Genomic DNA, 26271 nt, shown 5'->3' with positions numbered 1-26271 from the left:
TGATACTGCTGAATAGTATGAGTGGCTCAGATAGTAAGAATAGCATAGATAGAACGAATAGCCCAAATAGCCCATATGATTCGGTACAGACCGATGGGAACTCTCGGGCTGTTTCGGTGTGTATGCTGAAGGGAGGCGTCGGCAAATCGACGATTGCGGTCAACCTCGCCCGACAACTGGCCGCACACGAACACGATGTCCTCCTCATCGATCTTGACCCGAACGGCCACGCGTCCGTGGGGCTGGGGTTTGACGACCAGTACCACAACACCGAGGAAACCATCGGCGACGTCTTCTTCAACGATGCTAACCCGACTTCAGTTGTCTACGATACCAGCTATGAGTTCGATATCCTCCCGTCCAGCGAGGACTTAGAACAGGTCGAGCGGGAGATCGTCGTCGGCGACGTATTCCAACCCTCTGCGCTGCTCAAACGGGAAGTCGTCGACCCACTCCTTGGGGACACGTACGATTATATCGTCACAGATTCGCCGGCGTACCGATCCCGACTCACGGACAACGCGCTCGTCGCGACGGCGAACTTGGTGCTTCCGCTCGCCCCGGGGAACGAGGCGATGGCCGGCTTGGAGCGAACCATCGAGCGACAGATCTCACCGCTTCGGCAGCATATGGACGTCGACGTTCTGTCACTGGTTCCGAACATGTTGAGCGGCCGTATCGACCAGCAGACTCAAGATCGACAGCTCCTCGAACGTCTCAACTCGCACGATAACCTTCAGGACCGCATCCCGAATTTCGCGAGAATCACGGACTGGGAGGCTGTCGACGCCGGCGATCTTAAACCCTCTCCGGGCATCCGGGACCGAACCAGCATCACGAAGGCCTATGGCGAGCGCAAACCCCTGCTGGACTACGACCCTGACTGTGACCAGTTGCAGTGTTTCGACGAGTTGGCGCACATCGTCGAGGCAGGTGAGGTGGTCCGCCATGTCTGACGACGATCCGTTTGCCGACCTCGGGGAGACACTCGAAGATGAACCGGACGACGAACCCCAGGATACGGATGACGCGTCTGAATCGGGAGGCGACGAGGAGACGCCCTCTCAGGAACCCGTCGAACGACGAAACCCGATGACCGATTCAGCGTTCAGCTATGAGGCCGCTAAACAGCGGCCTTTCTACGCCCGGGAGGCTACGATCGAGGACTTCGATTCCTGGCTGAAGTATGAACTGGAACGCGAGCTCAACCAGCAGGGCTACCAGAACATCGTCGTTCGAGAAATGACTGATGCCCTTCTCCGAACCGTTGTGGAGGAAGATCTCGTAGATGAAGTGGCCGAACGGTTCGAACAAGCCCGCGAGTCTGCTTCTTCAGAATCGACTGAATAGCGTACTATTCCAAAATAGAAAACTATTCTACAATACCCCAATAGCAACCTCAGAATAGTCTGATTCCGCCTCTATTCGGTGGACTCAGTTGAGACCGTCGGCTCACAGTAGTTGAGACTGGCATTCTCAATGCATACGCTCGCGTCTTCAGCAACACTACCAGCATGATGTGGGTGGTTGCGATTGATCCAGTGCATGGATCGACCCCCTGTGACTCCCAAGATGATGTTCGCGCCGTGGCTGCGGGTGTCACGCTTGAACCAGACGCTCACACCGCGTGGCCTACCACCTGCTTGGAAAACGGCTGATCGTGACGAAAGGCTGTGGTTTCGTCTAACGCGAGGGAAGGACAACCAAGCAAATTTGACCTGAGGGCGTCGTCTGTTTTCTATCAGGCGAGACACACTGGCACGGCACGACGCCCGACAATGCGATGACCCACATTGCCATCCAAGCGGTACAGGATGGAGAAGCTGCGACCTGGCTGGAGCACGTCATTGACGAGGAGTACAACCAAGCCGATAACTAGGATATCGAATCTTAGTGCAATAGTTAAACGCACTATCTGAATAGCATCAGACCTAATCCTCTATCTGTCCTCCTTTCGGATGATGACAACCGATTTCGGTGCTGAACTTGAGGGACAGGTCGCAATTGTTACCGGGGCATCGTCGGGCATCGGCGAAGCAACGGCTCAATCTCTCGCATCGCGGGGTGCGAGCGTCGTCCTTGCTGCGCGGCGCGAAGATCAACTCGAAGAACTCGCATCCAAGATAGAAGACGAAGACGGTGATGCACTCGTCGTTCCTACTGACGTCACAGATGACGAGGACATCGACAATCTTGTCGAGTCGACCACCGACAAATACGGTCGCATCGACATCCTCGTGAACAACGCGGGGTATATGCCACTGACACATATCGCGGATGCAGACCGTGAAACCCTCCAAACCACTATCGACGTCAATCTCCGGGGGCTCATCACCCTCACGCACGCCGTCATTCCGACGATGCTAGAACAAGAGAGCGGACACATCGTCAATATCTCCTCGGTCGCCGGCCGGTTCCTGATGGCAAACTCGTCGCACTACAATGCGGCGAAAGCCGGTGTGAAGATGTTTGGCGATGCACTCCGTCTGGATGTTGCGGCGGAGGGTATCAGAGTGGCGACAATCGAACCCGGGTCAGTTGCCACGGAACTCATGGAGGACATCCCCGACGAAGAACTCAAGCAGGAAATCGAAGAGTATGGTGCGTCGATGCGTCCACTCCGTCCCAAAGATATCGCTCGGACGATCACATTCGTCGCCACGCAACCAGACCACGTGGACATCAACGAGGTCCTGATCCGTCCACTCGATCAGGTCCAGCCCTAAACCCCGAACAGAGGTCGATAATGGGGAGATGAACGCCTTCGACAGAGCGAGTGTCATAGCGGCACACGAGACTACTGAATGAAAAAGCGCCTCAGAAAAATAACAGATAAGCCTGGCCAGCACGTACTCCCTTGATAATGACGATTACTGCTGAAATTCACCTCCGTTCACCGCTGTTGCCGCTCGTCAGCGTTGCCGAATTGGAACAGACTGACGGAGTACAATGCCCGCACGTGATCGGGCTGGAACAGGGCCTCCAACAGTTAGTTGTTGAGATTAATGCCGCTGAACCCCTCTCTGAGGAGACGCTCTTGGAACTCGATGACGTAATCGAAGCGACCAATCTCGGAACCGCGAGGGGAAAGGAGGTGTACAAGCTATCAGTCGTGCTTAGAGAGCCCATCGCGGAAGCGTTCAAGAATACCCCCGATGCGGGGCTTGTTGATGCAATACAGATCACCCCCGAGGGCTGGTACGAACAGAAAGTGTTCAAAGACTATCCCGCGTTTAACACGTTCAGGACGAGTTGTGAGGAACACGGCATCTCGGTCGAGATCGGCTCTATTACACAGGATTCCTCAACGTCCGAAGAATCGGCACCGTACGGATTGACGGAGCGACAGTACGAGGCACTGTCACTCGCTATGTCTCGTGGCTACTACGAACAGCCACGCCAGACGTCGGCGAGAGAACTCGCAGACGAGCTGGGGATCTCTCAACCCTCGTTGTCAGACCTTCTCGGCCGCGCTGAGCGCCAACTCATTACCGCGACACTTGGCCCCTCTCCCCGTCTGGAGATGCTTTCGCAGTAGGAGCTACTAACTCCAGCGCTTCGAGGGATATCCCTCTACTAATCATAATGTGCCGGAATCCCTTCTGGAACACCTCACGAGTTCCGTCGTTAGCGTCGATTCACGGAGGGTCAGACGAGAGGATCGGCAGCATCGAATCCGGGATCGAATCTATCGAGAGCATGAACAGTGAGTTTCCCATCACCTTTGAGCTCGTGAACGAGACCACTGCCTGATTGCTGTCTCCTCCTTCCAATCGCTGGCATGGTTAGAAATCGACACATCACCCATCGAATTCAGAACACGTTTAAATACCCTTTCTGTATAGCACCGAATCTAACTCGTTCTCTACCTTCCTTTCAGTTGATGTCAGCAGATTTCGATTCCAAACTTGATGGACAGGTGGCGATTGTGACTGGCGCGTCGTCCGGGATTGGAGAGGCCACGGCCACGGCCCTCGCTTCACGGGGGGCGAGCGTCGTTCTTGCCGCCCGCCGCAAGAATGAACTCGAAGCACTCGCCGATCAAATCGAATCGGCAGGCGGTGATTCACTCCCCGTTCCGACCGATATTACTGAAGAAGACGACATCGACGCACTTGTCGAAACGACTCTTGAGGAGTTCGACTCAATCGATGTCCTCGTGAACAACGCCGGGGTGATGTTGCTCGAACCCGTCGAACGAGCCGATCGTGAAAACTTCCGCCAGATGGTCGAAGTCAATCTGCTGGGACTGATGAACCTCACCCACGCCGCACTCCCAGTGATGCAGGAGCAGGGCGCTGGCCACATCGTTAACGTCTCTTCGACAGCCGGTCGGGACGCGAACGCGAATAACTCTGGCTACAGCGCGACGAAGTTCGGTGTCAACGCATTCTCTGAGTCTCTCCGGCAGGAAGTCACTACCGAGGGAATTCGAACGACAATCATCGAACCCGGCGCGGTTGAAACCGAGCTCCAAGAACACGTCCCTGACGAAGAAATTAAAGAACAGATTGAAGATGGCTTTCTCGACTCGATCACACCGCTCCAGAGCGAGGACATCGCAGATGCGATTGCGTACGCCGTGACCCGGCCTCAGCACATCAGTATCAATGAGATGCTCATCCGACCAACCGATCAACAGCTCTAACGATACCCGCAGATCGTGCGATCCACATTGGTGGCGATTCCTCAAACGTTTTCGCCGAGAAAGCTTGGCCTCGATCCGTGCAGGCATTTAAACACCCTTTCGAGATAGCATCGAATCTATGCGATACGAGCCCTGAATTGAGACTAGATTCAAAGTATGAAGGCAGCAACCTACCGAGGTCCAAGCGATGTCCGTATTGAAGAACATCCCACCCCCGAAATAGAGGAACCGACAGACGCAGTCATCCGAGTTACGCACACTGCGATCTGTGGGTCGGATCTCTGGTTCTACCGTGGCCAAGAGGACTACGAAGAAGGCGCGCCTGTCGGCCACGAACCGATGGGGATCGTTGAGGAGGTCGGCAAAGATGTCCGGTATGTTGAACCAGGCGACCGCGTGTTCGCTGGGTTCGCTATCAGTTGCGGCGAATGCGAGTTCTGTCGCAAAGGACTCCACACTGCGTGTCCGAACGGCGGTTTCTGGGACGGCCCGGGAGTTGGTGGCGCACAGGCAGAGAAACTCCGTGTCCCACAGGCGAACGGTACGCTCGTTCGCGTTCCAGACCGGTACGCAGACGATGAGGACACGCTCGAAGCACTTCTTCCACTGACGGACGTGATGGGGACGGGGCATCACGCCGCCGTCTGCGCGGACGTTGAGGCCGGCGACACGGCCGTCGTCATCGGTGATGGTGCAGTCGGGCTCTGTGCTGTCCTCGCCTCGAAACGGCTCGGCGCGGAGCGCGTCATCGCAGTCGGCCACCACGAGGACCGTCTCGAACTCGCCAAAGAGTTTGGCGCGACAGAGACCGTCTCCAGCCGCGGCGAAGAAGCCATCGAGGAGATCGAAGAGCTCACGTACGGCGGTGCGAATCACGTCCTCGAATGCGTCGGTGCGGAATCCTCGCTGGAGACTGCCGCGACCGTCGCCCGCCCTGGAGGGAGCATCGGCTACGTCGGCGTGCCCCACGTCGAAGACCCGGCGTTCCTCGAACCACTGTTCTTCAGCAACGCCTCGTTCACCGGTGGCCCCGCTCCTACCCGAGCGTACGCCGAGGAACTCATGGAGGATGTTCTTCAGGGCACTCTGGATCCGTCACCCATCTTCACGAAGACCGTTGATCTCGATGGCATCCCGGAGGGATACGAGGCGATGGACGAGCGAGAGGCGATCAAGGTTATGGTGAATCTCGACGAATAAAGTGCCACATCCTCTCTAACTCACAGATTATGAACGACCGGGAGTCAGATAGCTGATCTAACGCCACTACAACTAGGACCGAACCCGAGTATGCTTCCATCAATTTCGAGCAGATGTCAACAATGAACCAATGGCCAGAAGACGAACTGACCGAGATCGTGGAGTCTGATGACCTGCACATTGCACCGTTCCGTGAGGACGGCGAAACCTACGGCACACCAACGTGGATCTGGAGTGTCGCTGTAGAGGGCGATCTCTACGTGCGCGCCTATAACGGCCAGGATTCGAGCTGGTACCAGGCTGCCGTTCGGGAAAACGCTGGGCGGATCGAGGCGGCCGGGACGACGAAGGACGTCTCGTTTGAGTCGGTAGAGGACGAGGAACTGAACGACCGCATCGACGACGCCTACCGCACGAAGTACGAAGGCAGCCCGTACCTCGACTCGATGATCAGCGAGCGTGCCCGGTCCGCGACGGTCCGGGTCCGCCCGAGAGATATCTTCGATCGGATGAAAGCCGGTGAGCCGGTCCCACTAGACGACCCGGAGTATCCGAAGGTCTTCGAGGAAGTAGAGAGAACGATAGGCCTGACGAGGAAGCTGAATGCGGCGACAGACGTCGACGAAATACGGCACTACCTGGGGAAGATTATTCGGGAAGAAGTCGACGAGAGCACCACGATTTTTCCACCGTTTCACATCAACGTTGGAAAACACACCAGCCTAGGGCGTAACGTCTTTATCAATCACGCCTGCTCGTTTCTGGACTTGGGAGGTATCACCATCGAAGACGAGGTCCTGATCAGTGCGAACGTGAGTATTACATCCGAAAGTCACCCGGTGGAACCGGATCGTCGAAAGACGTTGGTGCCAAGGGAGGTCGTTGTCGAACGCAATGCGTGGATTGGTGCCGGGGCGACGATATTGCCCGACGTAACGATCGGTGAAAATTCGGTAGTAGCCGCCGGTGCCGTAGTAACGAAAGACGTGCCTGCCAACACCGTCGTCGCGGGAGTGCCGGCAGAAGTAGTTCGGAAACTGTAACGGAAATTCTGATAGTCGCTACGCGGGATCGGTCCCTGACTGCTGCGCATCTGCATCGCTGAACCAAAACCAATGAGGGGAACCCTATGACACGACCCGTCCTCGTCGCTGTCTCGTTCGCCTTTTTTGCGGCCGCACCGAACTCAAGATATCGAGGTCCGAGAGGTCGGAGCGCGCTCCACCCTGTCCCAACTCGAAGCACTCGCTGATCAGATCGAATCGGCAACACCAGTGAAGATGGTAGATCTTAGTCTCTCAACCTACTCGGCAGCAAGACGCTCTCACATTAAAGGTCGAAGATCGCGTCCATTTCAGTGGTAGTTAGCTCGAAGTCGAAGATGTCAATATTCTCCTCTTGGTGCTGCCGCTTCGAGGCTTTCGGTATGGCAGACACGTTCTCCTGCTGTATCAGCCAGCGACGCGCGACTTGTGCCGGGGACTTCCCGTACCGTTCGCCGATTCGAACCAGGGTCTCGTTTTCGAGCCTTCTCCCGACGGCCAACGGACTGTACGCGGTCAGCATTATGTTATTATCCACGCAGTGTTCCAAGAGTTGCGATTGGTCTGTGAATGGGTGATACTCGACCTGGTTCGTGACTATGGGCGTATCTGATGCTGCTTCGGCTTCGCGCAGTTGCCGAATGGAGAAATTGCTCACACCAATATGTCGGACGCGCCCCGCTTCTTGTAACTCATTCATCGCCCTGATCGACTCCTCGACTGGGACGCTCCGACTCGGTTCGTGAATCAGTAACAGATCGACAGACTCCATTTTGAGTCGATCCAAACTGTCCTCAAAAGAGTCATGGAGGTCGTCGTACGCGAGATTTCGACTGAGAGTTTTCGTCACCACGAATACCTCGTCGCGGGCGATGTCTGCTTTCTCGACGGCAGCTCCAACCGCGTCTTCATTCCCATACATTTGCGCCGTGTCGATATGACGATATCCGAGCTCCAGCGCAGTCTCTACTGCGTTCCGAGCCTCTGTAGTGCCCATCCGAGCGGTCGTGTTAACTTTAGCATCGGTTCCACCAGACGGCGAAGGCTTGGAGCCACGATTCTGCGGTCGGTGGCTCCACGTTGCTGAACGTATTTGAAAACGAAGACGTTCGGCGTTTTACCTCACGAAAGACACGTTCGACGCTGTTCCGATTTCCGTGGCGAATTATCTGAAATCGGAGCCCGAGCCGCTCCAACGCAGCTTTGAGATAGTGCGCTCCATCGACGAGAACGGTCGCTTGCTCGACCTGCTGTTTCTCGTGGAGTTCACGAAGGAACAGCACGGTAAGTTGCGTGGTTCTCGTCTGAAACAATCTGACGTGGAGGAATTCGTTAGTTTCGGGATCGACGGCAGCGTACAGCCAGTGTCGTTCGCCATTGATCCGAATCACTGTCTCGTCGACCGCGATCTGATTCGGAGCCCCGTCGCCAGCCGGCTGTAGATCTGCCTTCTGAATCCAATTGTGAATCGCGGTACGACTCCGTTCGACACCCAACCTCTCAAGATACTGTTTGGTATTCGAAAGTGAGAGACCTGCAAGATGGAGCTGAATACCGACTTCAATGATCTGCTCGGGTGTCCGCTCTCGCTCCACAAACTCCAAGTCGATCCACTCGATACCTCCGCTGAGGCGGTCGAATTCGGCCATAGATCATCCGAACCAACGACCGCCTCACTCCTAACTTAACACGGCCTTCGGAACACAGTGAAAATATTTAAATGAACTTTCAAGATAGCATCGGACTCAAGCAACTGACTGTCCTCAATTAGATCTGAACCATGGACGTTTCCAACGTTCCGTCCGCGGACAGGGAAGAATCGGACCACCCAGTGCAGGTCGGCTCGCCGCTGATTACGGACGGCCTCGAGAGTGCCTTCGACGGGACGACCGTCAGCGCCGCGGAAGTGACCTTCCGCCCGGGCGAGCGCACCAAGTTTCACGCCCACGCCGGCGTGCAGATTCTGTACGTTACTGGAGGTATCGGGATGGTCGGCAACCGCGAGGAAGAATGTGAAGTGTCGGAAGGCGATCTGGTTATCTTCGAACCCGGGGAGGAACACTGGCACGGGACGAGCGAGGATGCCGACAGCGAGTTCAGCCACGTCTATTTCCTCGCCGAACCCGACGAGGGCGAATTAGAGATTCAGGAGGTGCCCTAAATGGAGTACACGACCCTTGGATCCACCGGGATGGAGGTCTCGAAGATCTGTCTCGGTTGCATGAGCTTCGGATCGAACGCGCAAGAGGATTGGATCCTCGGAGAAGAAGGGGGCCGCGAGATCATCGAGCGAGCGATCGACCTCGGTATCAACTTCTTCGACACCGCCAACGTCTACTCCAGCGGCACGAGCGAACAGATCTTGGGGAACGTCCTTTCGGACTACGACCGGGACGAGCAGGTCGTCGCGACCAAAGTGCGGTTCCCGGGCGCGACGGACCACCGGAACGCGGCGGGACTGTCTCGGAAGACCATCGAGCAAGAACTCCAACACTCACTTGACAGGTTAGGGATGGATACCGTCGATCTATATCAAATCCATCGGTGGGACTACGACACGCCGATCGAGGAGACGCTACGAGCCCTTGACGACGCGGTCCGCCGCAATCAGGTCCGATACATTGGTGCCTCGTCTATGTGGACTCACCAGTTCCAGGAAGCGCTGCACACCAGTGACCGTCTCGCGCTCGAGCGGTTTCAGGCGATGCAGAACCACTACGCGCTGGCCTATCGGGAGGAAGAGCGCGAGATGTTGCCCCTCTGCGAGAAGGAGGGCATCGGGGTTATCCCGTGGTCGCCGCTCGCCCACGGTTACTTCACGCGTCCTCACGAGGAGATGGACGCGACCACACGCGGCGAGACCCACGACCCGCTCTACGACCATCCCTACCGAGAAGGTGGTGGCATCGAGATCAACGAGCGAGTGGAAGAACTCGCCGAGGAGAAAGGCGTGACGATGGCGCAGATCGCCCTGGCGTGGCACTTCCACAAGGACTGGGTGGATGCACCGATCGTCGGAACGACAAGCGTTGAGCACCTCGAACAAGCGGTCGAGGCGCTCGATATCGACCTGTCGGACTCGGATATCGAGTACCTCGAAGACCCTTACGAACCGGTCGAAGTTACCACGCACGAGTAACGGCCACCACAAATTGGGATCGAACGACATCAAGACGATTTGTCCGTTCTACAGCAGTTTTCCGAATGGGTTCCCAAAACAAGCGCTCATTACAGATCGAATATCGCTGCTCAGATGGTAAGCACACCCTCCTCGCGTCGCGCTGTCTTCCGGCGTATCGCTCAGACCTCCTTCTACGACTGGCCCGCCTATACGGATACCCCACTGTACGACTGTAGTTCGACAGGCGCGCTCGCCGAAGATGTTCGAACCCTCACAAGCGTGTGGTTCGACCACGATGCTCACGAGTCCATTGAGGAATTCGTCTGCCACTGGCCGCTTGCTTATGTCGAGTTCGACGCTCATGACTGCTACACTGGCCATACACGGTATGAGATGGAGCAGTTGTTCCGGGCGTTCCTGATCAAAGCCCTTCAGGGCTGGGCGCACGAAACCGCTCTCGTCACGCACCTCGAGAATCATCCTGACCTCCGTCAGCGATTGGACTTCCAGACAGTCCCCGACCAGTCGACGCTGTGGCGCAGCTGGAACAAGCGCTTCAGTGCCGACCTCCGTGAAACAGTCAAGAGAACGGCGCAGACGATCCTCATTAACGCACAGAATGCCGGTGTTGCGGTTCCCCGCGACCCGAAACAGAAGCTCCAGTACCATGACGGCGAGGCTGTTGAAACCGATCCGGACGACCAGACTGTTTTGGAAGACGCAGCGAAGATCAGTGATCACGTCAGCCGCGTCGTCTTCCCGGCATTCTCGCTGAACCGTGGCGAGGGCTGTGAGATCCACGAGAACGCCTACTGGGGGTTGCAGACGTTTCTCGGACTTCGCGATCGGCTAGCTGCCAACGAAGGAGCTCGCAGTTTCGTCTATGAATCGACTCGGGATCGGACACCGCTGGGACACGCCCATCGGGAGCACATCCGCGACCTCTCGATTGAAGAGGTTCGAGAGATGTACCGGCAGGCCATCACTCAGCTCCTGAACGAAGCTGGCGAAACAGAGCAATTCTGTCGAGCGGGGATCGTCGCGATCGACATTACCGAAGCTGCCCCCTTCACAGGCGATAGAACGGGCTACGAGGACGAGATCATCGGGACAAAGGAGAACACCAACGAGTATGCCTATCAGTGGGCGACGGTGCAGTTGGTCGGGAATGCCGTCCCGATCGTGCTGGACGCGCGCCCTGTCCGAAAGGGGGAGACACGACTGGAAATCGTTGAGGACTTGCTCGATTCGGCTGAGGACCTCGTCCATGTCGATAACGTCCTGATGGACCGGGAGTTCGATAGCCAGCACGTCTTGGAGATGATCAGCCAGCGCGGGCTCTCCTACGTCGTTCCCAAGCGGATGCAGACCAGCGAGAAAGCCCAGGTCAAGCGATTGCTTCGATGTGATCAAGACCGCTACGAGACCGATCGGAAGCTTCACCTCGGCAAGAACGAATGGCACGAGACGACGCTGATCTACCGTCGGAAAGAAGACTCCGAGCACGACGACCACCGGCAGTACTCGGTGTTCATGACGAATTGCGGGAGCGGTCACCTCACAGAGTACGGGTTTCGGTGGGAGACCGAGAGCGGATACAGGTCGATAAAGCGGTTCATGGCGGCGACGACGTCGAAGAATTTCGGGCTCCGATTCTTCTACTTCGCATTCGCGTGTCTTTTGTACTCGATTTGGCGAGCGGTCGATTTGCTCGTCCAAGTCGAGTTGACGGGTGAGTACAAACACTCACCCATTGTGACGGCCGACAATACGCTCACGCTGCTGAAGAAGGAAACCGGAATCGGATAGAGAGATACTCTGTCCGCGGCAATACGGATTCCTGAGTGGCAACACTGTCGGGGATCTTGAAAATTCACTGGTCTAGTTGGTAGTACGACACGAGAAGACTATCGAGAGTAGATCCGAAGCAGCTTCGTCTCGAAAATTCGCCCGAAACCACACATTACAGCCCCGCTAAACCCACTGTAGTCTCAACTTCCATCGGCTCACAGAAGTTGCGACCGGCGGTCTCAATGCATACGGTCATCACAGCGGAGTTCATAAATAGTATGAAGGCGTAGTTCCGGGTAGAGCAATGGCACGAATCACCGGCTCCTATCCAGACGACTTGGACCTCCTCATCGAGGGAGCAGTCGAGGCAGGTGTGTTTGGCGGTAAGAGCGATGCGCTGCGAGAGTTCGTGCGCGAGTACTTCGAAGACCACGAAAATGAGCGCATTGCGGCTGCGGTCGCCCTCTACGAACGCGAGCGGATCACACTCGGTGATGCTGCGAGACTTGCTGATGTCGACCGCTGGACGATGCGGGATATCCTCCGTGAGCACGGCGTTGAGCTCCGCCTCGGACTCGTTGACGAAGACGACGCAGCCTACGAGGTCGAGGCAGCGAGCGAACTCGAATTCGATGATGACGACCCGGACGACGAGGAGTCACATGCGAAATGACAGGTGACGATATTCCAGCGAACCCGAGCGTACTTGACACGACTGTCCTTTCGAATTTTGCGTATATCGACCAGCTGTGCGTGGTTGCAGGGCTCTCCGGGATCTGTACGGTACCGGTCGTTCGCGAGGAACTCGAAGATGGTGTCGACGATCACCCATATCTTCAGTCGGCACTCGATACACTTGAGGAGGAAATTCCAATCGCGACGATCTCGAAAACTGTCGCAAACAGAGAGGCGGTCGTCAGTGGACATCTTGATCCAGGTGAGGCACAGGCGTTCGCCTTTGCAGACGCACAGGACGGCCGACTGCTGACCGACGACGGGGATGCACGGTCGTTTGCCAAAGAACAGGGCGTGACCGTTGTCGGCTCGGTCGGTGTGCTCTTTGCTGCTATCGATGCTGGAAAGATAAACGAATCGACCGCTGATGAGTGGCTGTCGACGTGGATCGATGAGATCGGGTACTACGTTCCATACCGGTCGATTTCGGAATACTGGTGAGCTACGCTTATATCTAAGTGTAGAGGGCGTCACAGAATCATTGTCACACCTCGACTGAAGTCTTTCCGGGATTGGCACCTCGTTCGTAATTGGCGATAGCAATTGCCAGGCGCAAGCAGAGTGCCAGAAACACGTGTGACTTCACGTGGACGCGGCCTCGGACGCGCGGCGTCCCGAGGCCGCACTCTTTGCTTGCGCCAATCGTTCGTTCGACCTGTGTCCGGCGATTATACGTCTCTTCTAACACTGATTGCTTCAGGTGAACGTCCTCGCTGTGTTCCTCGATACGGTCTTCGATCCTGTACTTGATGTCGAGTGGATCGTCGGTGTTTCTCGGATTGTACGGAGCTACCGGCACGACGGCCTCGTCAACGAGGTCGTCGTGCCACCCAAGCATATCAAAGCCCCCATCACCGAGCATCCAGATCGGCGTTTCGACGGCGAGCGCGTCATGGGTGACGCGCTTCGCCGTCTCCTCATCGACCTGCTTTTGCTGTGTAAAGGCCGCTGCTATCGGCAGTTTCGGCCCTGTCGAGACGATCAGGCAACCGTAGCCGAAATAGTAGCTATCCTCATCTTCCTCATCCTCCTCGTCTTCGTCTTCGTCATCTTTGTTCTCTGTGTCGTCTGATTCAGCCGTTGGGTCGTAGTTCCACGTAGCGTCGTCATCGTCGGGATGTGCCCGCACATCTGTCGAATCGATTCGGAAGGTGTTGTCGAGCAGGTCGCGGTCGGCGACCTGCTCGACGAGCTTGTTGAATGCGTCCTCGGCGACCAAGGCGAAGTCCGTGAAGAACCGATGAATCGACTGGTAGGACGGAGCACTGTCGAACCCACACTGTCGCCAGATCAGCTCATCGTGGAGTTCTCTGGTGACTGCTTTGACGCCGTAGATGTCTCGGCTGAAGCAGTAGAGCACTCCCTTGAACAGTTCTGGTGCTTCGTGTTCCCGTGTTCGCCCCCACGGGTCGGGGGCGAACACGGGGAACTCCTCTAAGAACGAGAGATCAAGATGCTCGAACAACGCCAACGGCACCGTATCCAGGTCTTTGAATAGCTCTTCGAACGAAGGATGATTCTGCGGGGTTGTGGCGCTCATGTACCATTTGCCACTCCCCGCTCACTGGTGTGTCAACCTTTCTGTGACGCCCTCTCTAAGTGTAATGAAATCCCCATCGCCTATCCTAGTAGCGATCCCGAATATTTTTCCTCCCAAAGAATTCACCATAACGTTGTGTGAGGTGCTCTCAAACAGATTTCCGGGCGCTCTAAGAGACCAAAATCTACGTGAATGCTTTTATATTCTCATGTATAACCGGCGATATGGCTATCGTCGCAGAAATCCTTCTCGGAGGGCATTCATTTCCGCTGGTTGGAGTCGCAAATGAAATCCCCAGTGGTAGAATTTCGGTCTCGAAGCTGAGTTTACGATCAGATGACGAACTACTGTTCATCGTCAGTGTTGACTCCCAGTCTCGCACGGTCTTCGAGCAAGAATTACGCACGCAACCTGAGATAACTGATGTTGTTCAGATCGGGGAGGCAGCAGACGATTGGTTCTACAAAGTAATTGCTATCTTCAACTCTGGTCTTGATGCGTCATATGAATTTGAAAAACACGAGGGTGTAATGATGGATGGGACCATTACCAGCGACGGATTTCGAAAAGAGAAAGTGTTCTCAGACTATGAAGCACTACAGACACTTCGAGACCGGTGCGATGTTCTTGGTATCCCATTTGAGTTGTTGAGGATCGCCGTCGATCCCGAGAACCCAGGAGAGCGTGATACATTCGGGCTCACCGATAAACAGTACCGAGCGATGTCCCTTGCCTTCGCTCACGGGTACTACGACTCCCCACGGCAGATGACGACACAGGAACTCGCTGAGGAACTCGGAATATCTGCTGCATCCGCATCTGATCTTCTGAGGCGGGCAGAAAATCAACTCATCAGTCAGACTCTCGGACCAACCATATCTTAAGTACCCTTGTATATAAGCATAAAATTCTCTCTCTTTACGTCTCTATTAGGAAGTGATGCCATCACTGACTGACCAAGTTGCGATTATTACTGGCGCATCTTCGGGGATCGGCGAAGCAACAGCAGTGGAGTTAGCTGAAGAGGGTGCCTCAGTCGTTCTTGCAGCCCGCCGTGAAGAGCGATTAGAGACTGTCGCAGATCGCATCAAATCAAACGGTGGTGATGCACTCGTCGCACCCACGGATATCACTGATGACGGGGATATCGTCTCTCTTGTTGAAACTGTTCAGGACGAGTTTGGCCGAATCGACATTATCGTCAATAATGCTGGGTTTGGGCTCTATGGGAGTGTTGAAGAGACCCCTCTCGAAGACGCACGATATCAACTTGAAGTCAATCTATTCGGCCAGGCTCGCCTCACCCAGCTTGTCATCCCCGGTATGCGCGAGCGAGGATACGGCAAAATCATTAATATCAGTAGTAGTGGCGGGAAGGTTTGGGCACCACTAGGTGCGTGGTACCATGCCTCGAAACATGCGGTAGAAGGCTTCAGCGACTGCTTACGCTACGAACTTGATCCACATGGTATCGACGTAGTCATAATTGAACCCGGCGCTATTGATACAGAATGGGGGGAGATTGCGGTTGAAAACCTACGAGAATATAGTGCGGATGGGCCATACGCCGAGTTGGCCGAGTCATATATTGAGGCAACTCAAGACGTGGACTTCAGTAGTGAGCCGGAAGCTGTCGCTAACACTATCACAGATGCAGTCCGTTCAAATAGCCCGAAGAATCGCTATACGGTGGGTATTGACGCAAAGCTAATGATCCCCCTCCGTAGGTTTGGTGGAGATCGCCTCTACGATCGGATTATCGACTACCAGTTCTGAACGATATCTGGTATAAAATCCTGTGAATATTCCTTCAGCTTTGTAGAATGGCATTGTCTTGTAAGTCCCGACGTAGGGTATTTAGAGAGATTGCATCACAGTCATACGTTAATTGGCTGGTATATGATTCTACTCCGCTGTACGATCGCACGTCTCTCTATGCACTGGAATCGGATATTCGTGTCGTTGCAGAAACATGGTTCAAACAGGACGAACACAAGGCAGTCGAACCGTTCGTTCACTCATTGCCACTCGCATACATCCGGTTCGATGCCCACGACCGATACGCAGGTCCGACGACCTATGAGATGGAGATACTGTTTCGGCTGTTCCTGCTGAAAGAATGCTACGGCTGGGACCACGAAACTGCCCTCATCGAGTACCTCACCCAACACCCTGATTTCTGCGAACAGATAGGCTTGGAGTCGGTGCCGAACCAGTCGACACTGTGGCGCAGCTGGCACCATCGCTTCACTACTGATCTCCAAGACACCGTCAAGACCGCGGCTCGAACAACCCTCACCAAAGCGCAGAACGCGGGTGTCGCTGTTCCACGAGAGCCAGAACGACAGAGCCGCAGTCGCGGTGACGAGAATGAGGAATCAGACCCCGATAACCAGACAGTATTAGAGCAAGCAGAGACAGTCACTGAGCAGGTGAGTCGCGTCGCCCTCCCCGCGTTCTCACTGGACCGTGGTGAGGGGTGTGAGATCCACGAAAACGCCTACTGGGGCCTCCAGACCTATCTGGGCCTCCGTGAGAATCTCGCCGTCAACGAGGGCGCTCGGAGCTTCATCCATGAATCCTCTCGAGACCGGACGCCGCTCGGTCATGCTCATCGCGAGCATGTACGCGGCCTCTCAATCGAACAGATTCGAGAGATGTACCGGCAAGCCGTTGGCCGACTGCTGGACAAGGTAGCAGAGACTGAGGAGTTCTTCCGGGCCGGCATCGTTGCCATCGACATTACTGAATCTGACCCCTTCACCGGAGATCGAGCCGGGCACGAAGACGAAATCATCGGAACCAAAGAGAAGACCGACCAATACGCCTACCAGTGGGCCACCATCCAGCTGGTCGGGAACGCTGTTCCAATCGTATTAGATGCGCGCCCAGTTCGGAAAGGGGACACGCGCAAGGAAATCGTCGAGGACCTCTTGGACTCGGCTGAGGCAGTTGTTCACGTCGATAATGTGCTGATGGATCGGGAGTTCGATAGCCAGCACATCCTGGAGATGCTGAGTCAGCGCAGCCTCTCTTACGTAGTCCCCAAGCGGATGCAGACCAGCGAGAAAGCCCAGGCTAAGCGACTACTCAAACGGGGGAAGGACAGGTATGAGACCGACCGGAAGCTACATCTCGGCAACAACGAGTGGCACTTGACGACGTTGATCTACCGCCGGAAAGAGAATTCCGAACACGACGATCACAGACAGTACTCGGTGTTCATGACGAACCGAGGCAGTGGCCTTCTCACTGAGTACGGCTACCGGTGGGAAATCGAAAGCGGCTACAAATCGATCAAGCGGTTCATGGCCGCCACAACGTCGAAGCATTTCGGACTCCGGTTCTTCTACTTCGCGTTCGCGTGTCTCCTGTACTCGATCTGGCGAGCGGTGGACCTGCTTGTACAGGTCGAATTGACTGATGAATACGACCACTCGCCAATTGTGACAGCCGACAACACGCTGACGCTGGTGAAGAAGGAAACGGGAATCGGATAGTGAGGGTACTCTCTCCGTGGTAGCGCGTCGTCTGAGTGGCTACACTATCCGGAGTCTCGGGAATCTCCTGGATTAGTTGCCTGAGAAACAAGAACGGCCGTTCAGAAAGCGATCTGAAGCAGATTCCGCTTGTCGATTCTGCCGAAACAACGCATCACAGGCCCGCTAAACCCGGTGTAGTCTCAACTTGGGCGGCTCAGATTTGGTATAGCGATATATAATTTATAAGTCCGGTTTCTTGGCTATTAACACTGCTACTGCCGGAATTCGGTACTTCAGGCAAATACACGTCTGGACGTGATTACACGAATAATCACGACCACTTTCAAGTACCCCGCCGCCGTCGGTGAAGCACGAATGCTGCAACCGCCTCACGACGGCGCTTCCCCCAGGGTAGAGGCACCGAGACCGGACTCGCAGGACGGTGGAGGGCCGGTGGATGTCTGACCGAGCACTTTCGACGCCGCTCGACGATAGCTTTGAGCGTTACCTCCAGGACAAGGGGAAAGGCCGCGGTGGCGACGGCGGGAACTATCGACGAAACGCTGCGCGTGAGCTCGAGCGGTTCGCCGAGTGGGCCGCCGGCGACCGCGGCGCCGACGACTGGACCGGGATTGTCGCCGACGACATCGACCGCGAGCCGACCTTCGACGATCTCGACGAACGCGTGTTCCGGGAGTACGCCCGGCATCTCGGTGGGGATCGGGGACTCAAGCAGAACACGGTACAAACCTATTACCGCTATATCTCTGCGTGGTGTGGCTGGTGCGTTAACGAGGGATATCTCGAGGCGCATTACGCGCAGCGGGCCGGTGCGATGGCGCCGCTGCCGGAGGACGACGGCCGTAAGCCCGGCGACCAGCAGGCCTGGACGTCCGAACAGCGCCACGCCCTCACCCGCCACGTCGACGAACGGGCCCGCGACGCCGTCGAGGCGTACACGACACTCCCGGAGGATACTGGCCCCATCGATAAGCAGCGAGCGCGCTACGCAGCGCTGAAGGCGGCTCGTGACCGGGCGCTGGTGTTCGTTCTCGCGTACACAGCTGTCCGCGTCGGGGAACTGCTCCGGGACCCGAATGACCCGCGCCGGCGCGGCGTCCGCTGGGAGGACCTCTCGCTCGACGACGGGAGTATGGACGTCTACCGGAAGAAACAGCAGTGGGACGCCGCGAGTCTTCCCGACCCGGTGATTTCGCCGCTGCGGAGCTACCGTCAGCTGATGGACCCGCCGACGGAACGCTGGCCGGTGTTTCCGACGTTCGACCAACGGACGCTCGCAGAACTCATCCAGGATGAGCTAGCCGAACGAGGGGAACGCCCGGAGGCAATTACTGAGCACCGTGAAGAATACGTTCGCGACCTCTTGCTGGCGCTCGATGAGGATATTCGGCCGCCGTCAATTACGACGGACGGCGCACGGTCGATTCTCCAACGGCTCTCGGAGGCCGCCGAAATCGACATCGCCCATCCGAAACACGATTATCTTGCTCCGCACGGTGGTCGCCGAGGGATGGGTGAGGTGCTTGTCCGCGCGTTCGGGTACACGGTAGCGGCCCGGTATCTCGATAATTCTGAAGAAATGGTACGAGAGCGGTACTCTCACATCGAGGCCGGCGAACTCGGTGATGTGGCCACGGAAGCTCTCAACGAAGTCGACTCTCTGAACCGTACGTAAACGAGGAGACGAGACGAACTTGAATAAGTGACTGATTTCCCGTTTATGGAGGAATCCAACTTGTGTGGTCGCGGAGAGTAGTCTCGGGAGTCTCCATCGTCGCACCGCACTTGGGGCAGTAATCTTCGATCGCATCCTCGTCGTAGAGATAGTGATCGCACTCGGGAGGGCTGGCTTGGAAATACACGTCGTCCCAGTCGAGATCAGGCTCTCGACCGTAGAGACAGAATGTACTGTGTCCTGACCGCCCTCGATGGTTCGTCACTAACCGAACGGGACAGTACATGCACTCGCGGAGTTCGATTAACGGCTGGTCGGAATGGTTCGTCCAGAGCGTTTCTCGCCGCCCCCATTCGTGAAACCCCTTCGGCCCCCGACAGCGCTCTATCTCAGGTCGTGTCGCAAGCAGCTTCTCCACCTGTGCAGAATGGTACTGGCTTCCTGCCCACTTCCAGAACGGGTCTCGGTCGTACTCACGGACAATCGCGTTCTTGAGCGCTTTCAGGGGAAAGTCGGGGCCGTGCTCGTCGCTCGCGGTGTAGGTGTAACTGCCGTCGGGTTCGTGAAGCCGGCGTAGCTCGCAACCCTGGGCAGTACAGATATCGTACGTAATCAGGTCATCCTGTCCGCGGGGATGGGCATAGGGCGGCACGCGCTCCCACGCATGTTCGCCGTTGTAGAGGAGCGCTTGGCAGTTCGTAAATCGGCTGGCTTTGCTCGTTCGTTGGGCGTATCCGGAACCGTCGTCTTGCTCAAATTCGGCACCGATCGTATCGTAGTTGAACGTATCGAGAAGGACTGTTGCCGCGCGTATCCAGACGACCGAGTACCCAGCGGCCAAGTAGTCATGCGTCACCTGATGGACGTCCTTGTCCTCGTGACTGTGCTGTACCTCAACGGCGAGGCCTTCCCCGAAATAAGGGTTCCAATCGTCAAAGGTCGCGAGTGCGTCGGCCCGGCGTTCGGTCACAGGTGTCGGCACCTCGGCCACGTCGACGTCCACCTCCGTCTCGATGCGGGCGGTTTCTCCGAATTGCTGATGCAGAGCGACCTCAACACGGGCGACTGCGCGTTCATGGGTCTCTGACTCGCCGCCATTCGAGCAGCGCTGGCCGGCGTCGTCTGATACGTGGTAGAAGTGTCGAGACTTGCCCGGCGCCGATCGCGGGTACATCGTCCCGCCGCATACTGGACAGGTGACTTCTTCTCCATCGTCGACAATAGCGGGAACGACCGGGCGACCGTCACGACGACCGCGGAAGGGCATACCGGCAAAGAACATCTCGGTAAGCAAATAATCTCTCCCAGCTGTAGGCCAGTACAAGACGGAACAGGTTAGAGCGGGTCCTCAAGTCCGCAGGAGATACACTTCATGCAGCCGTCCTCACGTTCCCAAATGTGATCGCAGTACTGGGAGTCCGTGGTCGTCATCTCAGAGAAGTCCTCGAACGGATCATTTGAGATGACCTCCTCTCCGTTGTGCTCTTTGAGACGGGCCCCACACCGGCACCGATAGCGGTTCTCTCCTCGCGGCTCCCAGACGTGTTGATGGTCTTCTTTCTTCTTCTCCTTTACTCGCTGTTCAAACGCTGCTTGAGCAGCTCTGTCAGCAAGATCGGAGCTCGTCTTGATGGTCGACTCATCGTAGATATAGGCATCAACAGCTCTCTCTTTCCAGCGCTCAAGCCGACAGTGTTTACAGAAATCCCGGTCGTGGAGGTCACTTCCTCCGTATTTCCAGGTATGGTCACAGTCCGGATTCGGGTCGGAGAAAGTTAGGGAATCACCGTTCACAAACCGCTCTAGATACTCTTCAGGCGGATCTACCTCTGGAGGGTCTGCCCACGAAGCTGCGAAGGCGGTGTCAGCCCGTTTGTCGAATGCGACGACCATCTCCTCAATACGGAATCGGTCGTTCGTAAAATCGTCAGGGCTGGCCCAGTAGACGCTATATCCGGCCGAGAGATAGTCGTGCGTGACCGCGTCGAGGTCTTTGTCTTCGTTCGCGTATTGTACCTCAACGATCAATCCACGCCCAAGGTAGTCGTTTTCGTCATCAGCGGGAAATTCGACGAGGGCATCTGCCCGGCGAGAATCAGTAAGCGTTGGCGTATTGGGGACGTCGACGGTGACCTCGGGTCCGCAACGGACATATTGGTCAAATCGCTGCCGCAACGCCGATACTGCGAGGGATTTCATCTTTCGATGCGGATCCGACTCTCCTCCGGAGCAATTGGCCGTCGAATCCCCTGAGCCCGCAGTAACGTGATAGAAATGGCGGGCGCGGCCATCATCAAATGGGCCCCGTGGTCGCATCGTTCCGCCACAGGCTGGACACACGACGTCAGTACCGTCCTCTACCTCTTCAGGAAGAACTGTTCCTCCCTCCTCGTCTGTAGAAGACCGTGCGATAAATGGCATCTAGGTCGACGGAGCGACTTCTTCTGTAGACTCGATATATTCGTCTTCCCACTCTCGACGTGCCTCAATTTCGCGGGAGCCTCGCTGCGTTAGCGAGTACAGATTGGTTCGCTTGTCGAGTTCGCCTTTCTTGAGGAGCCCTTTCTCGACGAGGTCGTCGAGATTCGGGTAGAGCCGGCCGTGGTTGATCTCCTGTTCGTAGTAGTCGTCGAGTTCGTCCTTTACTGCGAGCCCGTGTGGTTCCTCGAGCCCGGCGATCACGTACAAGATGTCCCGCTGGAACCCAGTTAGATCGTGCATCCGTCCGTTCCCTATTTTTGAGGGGTGGCATATGTTATCTCTGGTGCTCAAAGGCCATTATTCGATACGACGAGGCGAGAACCTTGCGTGAGAACTTCGAACCTTTATATGGTGGACAAGAGAAATCCGCGATGGAATGTCTGACCTAATCGTCAAAGCAGCCGTGAAGGATGCACTCTCGGACCACAACGTCTCGGCAGATTTCTACGACGCTCTCAACGAAGAGGTCGCCGAACTGCTCGACGACGCCGCAGAGCGTGCCGAGGCCAACGACCGGAAGACGGTCCAGCCCCGCGATCTGTAGGCCTGCGTAACGGAGCCAACCCCACCACTCGAACGTAGCTTTTTGAGGTTCCTGTTCAGAAGTTAGGAAACGGAGATGGCGGACGCACCGGATACCGAACGGCAGGCGGTCGAACCCAATGCGAGAGAGGTCCTTAGCGTGTCACAACTGAACGACCGGATCGCGTCGGTCGTCCAGGACACGCCTGCCCTCAACGGAGTCCGCTGTATCGGGGAGGTCACTGACCTCCACAAGAACAGTACGGCGCTCTACTTCACGCTGACCGACGGCGATGCCGAACTCCCCTGTATGATCTGGGCGAACCGTTACCGGGAGATGGACGCCGACCTCGAGGACGGGACCGAAGTCATCCTCGAGGGCGATATCGACTACTGGGTCGAAGGTGGGAAAATCGACCTCAAACCGTGGGAGGTGATCGTCGTCGGCGACGGCGACCAAGCGGCTGCCGTCGAGCGACTGCGAAGCGAACTCGAAGAGCGTGGCTGGTTCGACGACGAGCAGAAACAGCAACCCCCGGCGTTCCCGGAGCGGGTCGGCGTCGTCACGTCCCTTCGAGGAGACGCCCGGCACGACATCCAGAACGCGATCCACGGACAGGACCCCACCGTCGACATCCTGGTGAAGGACGCAACCGTCCAGGGGTCGAACGCGCCGACGTCCATCGCGAACGGCATTCATCATCTCGACCGCTCGGAGGACGTCGACGCCATCATCGTCGGCCGGGGCGGTGGGAGCGATTCGAACCTCCAAGCCTTCAACACCGAGCGGGTTGCGGAGGCAATCTTCACCGCCAATACCCCGGTGGTCACCGCGATTGGACACACCGATGACCGACTCATCGCGGATCAGGTGGCGGACGTCGCGACGATCACGCCGACCGCCGCCGGCGAGTATATCGTGAACTCCCGTCAAGAGTTCCTTGCGAGTGAGATCGAGCCGCTGGAGCAACAGCTCGACGCCGCGTACGAGACCTTCCAGCAGGAGCACGAACACGAACAGGAACTCGCCGAAGCAGTCGATGAGGCGACCGCATCCGGGGGCCTCCAACCGATTTACTACAAAGTCGCCATCGCTGTGCTGCTGTTGCTGTTACTGGTCATCACCGGGCTTTGGCTGGGGGTGATCTAACCGTGGCAAAAGACGCCGAAATCCACGATCGGGTGAGTCGCGTCGAGGAGATCATTGAGCAGCTCGACGCGGACGAATGCGACCTCGATGAAGGTACTGCACTCCACGAGGAAGGTGAAGAACTCCTGGCCGAAGTGCGAGAGATCCTCGACGAGGGGAGCGGCGAAGTTGTGGAGCTCGAGTAAGCGAGCTGATTCTCAGTCTTAACCAACAGACTCCCCACAGCACTCGCCAGGTGTTGGTTAAGTCTTTTCTACGAGGGCAACAAGTAGTTTGGTTATAATTTACTCAACAAATTTGCAGTTATTGCTGGCCAGAAAGCATTTAGGTATCATCCAGCTACCGCGCCAATATGTACCGGGACTCAGCCGGTGCATACCCATACCCGCATGTATGATTACGAGGTCAGTCACCATCGAGGACATCGATGACCTGTACTTGATGTGGAACGACCACATCAACGCCTCCGCCCTCTATCGCCGCGCCCTCCGCGAGGAAATGGAAGTCCGCGGTGTTGACCCCGATGAACTCCGCGATCTCCTCGAACGGGCCCGCGAGCAGGGCTACACACTCGAAGAAATCGCAGAGGACACCAACCGCTTCGACGACCTCCAGTCGCTCGTCGAAGAGCAGCAGAACCAGCCCACTGCTGGAGACGCCACCGAAGATTAACCCGCTATGTCACAGGACCAGACTCCCTCCGACCCTGAGCGTAGCGTCGAAAACCAGTCACCGCTGACCGGGAAGATACCTCGACAGGCAGCGCTCACCGTCGTCCTCCTGAGCCTGTTCGCTGTCCAGCCGGTCGCCGCCCAGAGTAACGCGGTCTGTAGCGCAGACAACCTCCCGAGTATGATTGAGGGGTTCTTCCAGCTGACCACCGCGCTGGGGATCGTCGGCCTCGCCATCGTCTGGCAGGCGGACTCCCTCATCGAGATGTTCACCCTCAATCCCGAGCAGAAGAAGGGCCTCAAGCGCCACAAACGGTCGGCGATGAAATCCGCGGTTGTCCTCGTCGTCCTCGGCCCGCTGTACACCGTCGCCGGGTCGATGATGGGCCTCCCGCTGGCGCAGTGCGTCGACCTCGTCCCCTGGTAACCACCCCGCAGTCCCGGTGCGAGCCCTATGAACCATCGAGAGCTCTCCGTGCTCATGGCCGGCTTGCTCGCGACGAGCCTAGTCACGGGTATCGTCGCCGCTGACCCGCCACGACCAGGTACGGAGGGGAACGGGCTCACGGAAAACGAGTCGGCAACGCTGTGGTCACGTGATGCGGACAGCTACATCAGCCAGGAGGAGTACCGCCAGCGCTACGGCGAGGACCGCTCCGCCGTCCATCAGGTCGCCAACGGGACGGACGTTACGTTCAAACGGCCGCCCGCGACCGCGGCGACGTGGACGCGGAACGACTTCGAGGACCTCGACGCCGCCGGCCCAGATACGTCCGTGCATCCGCCGCACGCGGACCTCGAGGACGGCGTCTTCATCGAAGATGCTCACGCAACGATCTTCGCGGTCCAGCCCTCTACTCGTGGCCACCTCGAGTCCGGTGAAACCCCACTCTACATCGCGCCGAATGGGACGATGCGCGGGTTCGTTGATTACCGCGTTCGCGTACCCAACGGGAGCTCCTCCGGCAACACGACTATCTCGTGGTCGCTCACGGAGCACGAGATCGAAGCAGTCCGGGTGAAGACGGACGGCGAGACCATCGCCGAGCGTGACGGGGCCCATACGCCTGCCCTCGACTACCAGATCGAGGACGACTGGAGTGCAAATCTCACGCTGGAAGCGGAGATTAGCGTCCGGCTGAAGAAAACCGTCAGAACCGACCTGGGTGACCGAACGGACGTCGACGTTACCTATCGGACGGAATCACGCAACGTCTCCGATTCGATCGCCGTCGAGATTTACGACCTCTCGGCGTACCCCTACTACGCCGAGTATCCGAACGGCGATGCCGGCGTGGCCATCTTCCAGTCGCGGCCGTGGCAGGGGTACACGCTCACGGAGGACGGTGAGGCACGGGTCCGTGGCATCTGGCGGTTCTACACCGCTCGGAACACCAACTGGGACACGCTCGTTCGGTCGAATCGGACTGCTAGTGCGACCGTTCAGTCAGACGCGATTCCGGTGTACGTCCACGCCTATCCCTCGCGGATCGGGCCGCGTGCCGAGCCGGTTCGAGACGGACCGGAACTCATCGAGACCTGGGGGACTGACCGCCCGTCGCCAGTCGGCACCATCGGTGAGAACATCAATATCGACATCGTCAACCAGTCGTACACCACGACGTACGGTGTCGCCGTTCGAGCCGAGAACGTCGATCGAGAGGCGCTGCACGTTGCGGGCATCGTCCGGGGCGTGAATGCGTCAATCGTCGAGCCGGACGCCGGCTCCGAGCGACAACTCCGTCGCAGCAATCTCACTGTCCAGGTCATCCAGCAGAATCAGTCGCAAGCGACGCTCAGGGTCGAACTCCGGGACAATCAAACCGGTGCGCCGATTGCGCTCGACGATAGCCGTCAATATCCAATCGGCGGCACCACCCGAAACGGGTACATCACGGTCGCGGATCAGCGGGTCGAAACCAACGCCTCAGGGGTGGCGATCGTGACCATCGACGAACCGGGCATCTACACGGCTCGGTACCACCCTGGCTCGTGGCTCGGTCACGACCCGGCATACGTGAGTGATACCGCGACGGCCCGCTGGCACCCACTCGGGACGATCGACGGCTGGTTTGCGCTGGTGTTCGAGGTTGGCTGGCAGCTCCTGCCGTTCTTCGTGATGTTCTACGCTGGCAAGCGTCTCCTGCGGATGCTCGGCCCAGAAGATATCTTCGGACAAAACCCGTGACAT

General features: G+C 57.1%; 28 protein-coding genes. 22 read left to right on the top strand and 6 right to left on the bottom strand.

Annotation, left to right across the window (positions count from 1 at the left end; genetic code table 11):
* Positions 1-17 precede the first annotated feature (17 nt).
* From U5914_RS13510 to U5914_RS13480, 7 genes are all read left to right on the top strand, one after another.
* On the top strand, positions 18-956 hold the full coding sequence (locus tag U5914_RS13510; RefSeq protein ID WP_082687311.1) for a ParA family protein: 939 nt from the start codon (positions 18-20) through the stop codon (positions 954-956).
* The gene (locus U5914_RS13505) at positions 949-1350 is read left to right on the top strand and encodes a DUF7970 domain-containing protein (protein WP_059059108.1); all 402 of its coding nucleotides are present in this window, start codon (positions 949-951) and stop codon (positions 1348-1350) included. The genes U5914_RS13510 and U5914_RS13505 overlap by 8 nt, the downstream gene beginning before the upstream one ends.
* A 611-nt stretch (positions 1351-1961) precedes the next feature.
* Complete coding sequence (locus U5914_RS13500) at positions 1962-2726, top strand: SDR family oxidoreductase (RefSeq protein WP_059059052.1); 765 nt, start codon at positions 1962-1964, stop codon at positions 2724-2726.
* A 137-nt stretch (positions 2727-2863) separates the two neighbouring features.
* Positions 2864-3538, top strand: coding sequence for a helix-turn-helix domain-containing protein (locus U5914_RS13495; protein ID WP_336136279.1), 675 nt, complete (start codon positions 2864-2866; stop codon positions 3536-3538).
* A 345-nt stretch (positions 3539-3883) separates the two neighbouring features.
* Positions 3884-4648: an SDR family NAD(P)-dependent oxidoreductase gene (locus tag U5914_RS13490; RefSeq protein ID WP_059059056.1), complete on the top strand. Its 765-nt coding sequence runs from the start codon at positions 3884-3886 to the stop codon at positions 4646-4648.
* Between the two features lie 156 nt (positions 4649-4804).
* Positions 4805-5848: a zinc-dependent alcohol dehydrogenase family protein gene (locus tag U5914_RS13485; protein ID WP_059059058.1), complete on the top strand. Its 1044-nt coding sequence runs from the start codon at positions 4805-4807 to the stop codon at positions 5846-5848.
* Between the two features lie 122 nt (positions 5849-5970).
* Complete coding sequence (locus tag U5914_RS13480) at positions 5971-6891, top strand: DUF2255 family protein (RefSeq protein WP_059059060.1); 921 nt, start codon at positions 5971-5973, stop codon at positions 6889-6891.
* A gap of 286 nt (positions 6892-7177) precedes the next feature.
* Here U5914_RS13480 and U5914_RS13475 read toward each other — a convergent pair whose 3' ends face one another.
* Both U5914_RS13475 and U5914_RS13470 read right to left on the bottom strand, forming a co-directional pair.
* Entirely contained in the window at positions 7178-7888 is a 711-nt protein-coding gene (locus tag U5914_RS13475) for an aldo/keto reductase (protein ID WP_336136278.1), read from the bottom strand.
* Between the two features lie 19 nt (positions 7889-7907).
* Complete coding sequence (locus U5914_RS13470; RefSeq protein ID WP_336136277.1) at positions 7908-8540, bottom strand: IS6 family transposase; 633 nt, start codon at positions 8538-8540, stop codon at positions 7908-7910.
* A gap of 131 nt (positions 8541-8671) precedes the next feature.
* On the opposite strand from U5914_RS13470, the gene U5914_RS13465 reads away from it, so the two are divergent.
* The 5 genes from U5914_RS13465 to U5914_RS13445 all read left to right on the top strand — a co-directional run bounded on the left by U5914_RS13465 (position 8672) and on the right by U5914_RS13445 (position 12979).
* Positions 8672-9052 (top strand): cupin domain-containing protein, encoded by a 381-nt coding sequence (locus U5914_RS13465; protein WP_059059063.1) that lies wholly within the window; start codon positions 8672-8674, stop codon positions 9050-9052.
* Positions 9053-10030, top strand: coding sequence for an aldo/keto reductase (locus U5914_RS13460; protein WP_059059065.1), 978 nt, complete (start codon positions 9053-9055; stop codon positions 10028-10030).
* A gap of 114 nt (positions 10031-10144) precedes the next feature.
* Positions 10145-11821, top strand: coding sequence for a transposase (locus U5914_RS13455; protein WP_059059067.1), 1677 nt, complete (start codon positions 10145-10147; stop codon positions 11819-11821).
* Between the two features lie 286 nt (positions 11822-12107).
* A complete protein-coding gene (locus U5914_RS13450; RefSeq protein ID WP_336136276.1) occupies positions 12108-12476 on the top strand; it encodes a UPF0175 family protein in 369 nt (122 codons plus the stop codon).
* On the top strand, positions 12473-12979 hold the full coding sequence (locus U5914_RS13445) for a PIN domain-containing protein (RefSeq protein WP_059059071.1): 507 nt from the start codon (positions 12473-12475) through the stop codon (positions 12977-12979). The genes U5914_RS13450 and U5914_RS13445 overlap by 4 nt, the downstream gene beginning before the upstream one ends.
* Before the next feature lie 43 nt (positions 12980-13022).
* Here the strand turns inward: U5914_RS13445 and U5914_RS13440 are convergent, their stop codons facing one another.
* Complete coding sequence (locus U5914_RS13440) at positions 13023-14078, bottom strand: transposase (protein WP_336136275.1); 1056 nt, start codon at positions 14076-14078, stop codon at positions 13023-13025.
* A 224-nt stretch (positions 14079-14302) separates the two neighbouring features.
* On the opposite strand from U5914_RS13440, the gene U5914_RS13435 reads away from it, so the two are divergent.
* From U5914_RS13435 to U5914_RS13420, 4 genes are all read left to right on the top strand, one after another.
* Complete coding sequence (locus U5914_RS13435; protein WP_082687312.1) at positions 14303-14962, top strand: helix-turn-helix domain-containing protein; 660 nt, start codon at positions 14303-14305, stop codon at positions 14960-14962.
* Between the two features lie 55 nt (positions 14963-15017).
* The gene (locus U5914_RS13430; RefSeq protein WP_197570667.1) at positions 15018-15854 is read left to right on the top strand and encodes an oxidoreductase; all 837 of its coding nucleotides are present in this window, start codon (positions 15018-15020) and stop codon (positions 15852-15854) included.
* Positions 15855-15901: 47 nt separating this feature from the next.
* Positions 15902-17578: a transposase gene (locus U5914_RS13425; protein ID WP_336136274.1), complete on the top strand. Its 1677-nt coding sequence runs from the start codon at positions 15902-15904 to the stop codon at positions 17576-17578.
* A 439-nt stretch (positions 17579-18017) separates the two neighbouring features.
* Positions 18018-19256: a phage integrase SAM-like domain-containing protein gene (locus tag U5914_RS13420; protein WP_336136273.1), complete on the top strand. Its 1239-nt coding sequence runs from the start codon at positions 18018-18020 to the stop codon at positions 19254-19256.
* Between the two features lie 43 nt (positions 19257-19299).
* Here U5914_RS13420 and U5914_RS13415 read toward each other — a convergent pair whose 3' ends face one another.
* The 3 genes from U5914_RS13415 to U5914_RS13405 form a co-directional block, all read right to left on the bottom strand.
* Positions 19300-20523 carry a competence protein CoiA gene (locus U5914_RS13415; protein ID WP_336136272.1) on the bottom strand — a complete coding sequence of 408 codons (1224 nt, stop codon included), beginning with the start codon at positions 20521-20523 and terminating at the stop codon, positions 19300-19302.
* 68 nt (positions 20524-20591) lie between these two features.
* Positions 20592-21455, bottom strand: coding sequence for a hypothetical protein (locus U5914_RS13410; RefSeq protein ID WP_336136271.1), 864 nt, complete (start codon positions 21453-21455; stop codon positions 20592-20594).
* A 222-nt stretch (positions 21456-21677) separates the two neighbouring features.
* Positions 21678-21977, bottom strand: a complete 300-nt coding sequence (locus U5914_RS13405) for a helix-turn-helix transcriptional regulator (protein WP_336136334.1) — start codon at positions 21975-21977, stop codon at positions 21678-21680.
* A gap of 136 nt (positions 21978-22113) precedes the next feature.
* Here U5914_RS13405 and U5914_RS13400 point away from each other — a divergent pair, with 136 nt between their 5' ends.
* The 6 genes from U5914_RS13400 (at position 22114) to U5914_RS13375 (ending at position 26268) form a co-directional block, all read left to right on the top strand.
* Positions 22114-22281, top strand: a complete 168-nt coding sequence (locus U5914_RS13400) for a DNA-binding protein (RefSeq protein ID WP_004048632.1) — start codon at positions 22114-22116, stop codon at positions 22279-22281.
* 75 nt (positions 22282-22356) lie between these two features.
* Positions 22357-23409, top strand: coding sequence for an exodeoxyribonuclease VII large subunit (gene xseA, locus U5914_RS13395; RefSeq protein WP_336136270.1), 1053 nt, complete (start codon positions 22357-22359; stop codon positions 23407-23409).
* Positions 23410-23411: 2 nt separating this feature from the next.
* Positions 23412-23594, top strand: coding sequence for an exodeoxyribonuclease VII small subunit (xseB, locus tag U5914_RS13390; protein ID WP_059058852.1), 183 nt, complete (start codon positions 23412-23414; stop codon positions 23592-23594).
* A gap of 208 nt (positions 23595-23802) precedes the next feature.
* The gene (locus U5914_RS13385) at positions 23803-24081 is read left to right on the top strand and encodes a hypothetical protein (protein WP_336136269.1); all 279 of its coding nucleotides are present in this window, start codon (positions 23803-23805) and stop codon (positions 24079-24081) included.
* 6 nt (positions 24082-24087) lie between these two features.
* Entirely contained in the window at positions 24088-24507 is a 420-nt protein-coding gene (locus U5914_RS13380; protein ID WP_008364408.1) for a DUF7985 family protein, read from the top strand.
* 27 nt (positions 24508-24534) lie between these two features.
* On the top strand, positions 24535-26268 hold the full coding sequence (locus U5914_RS13375; RefSeq protein WP_418766765.1) for a DUF8186 domain-containing protein: 1734 nt from the start codon (positions 24535-24537) through the stop codon (positions 26266-26268).
* The last annotated feature ends 3 nt before the right edge of the window (positions 26269-26271 follow it).

The organism is Natronomonas amylolytica, assembly GCF_037031205.1.
Classification (GTDB): Archaea; Halobacteriota; Halobacteria; order Halobacteriales; family Haloarculaceae; genus Natronomonas; species Natronomonas amylolytica.
Note: the sequence above shows the minus strand (reverse complement) of the source record. Positions and strands in the feature narration are given on the sequence as shown.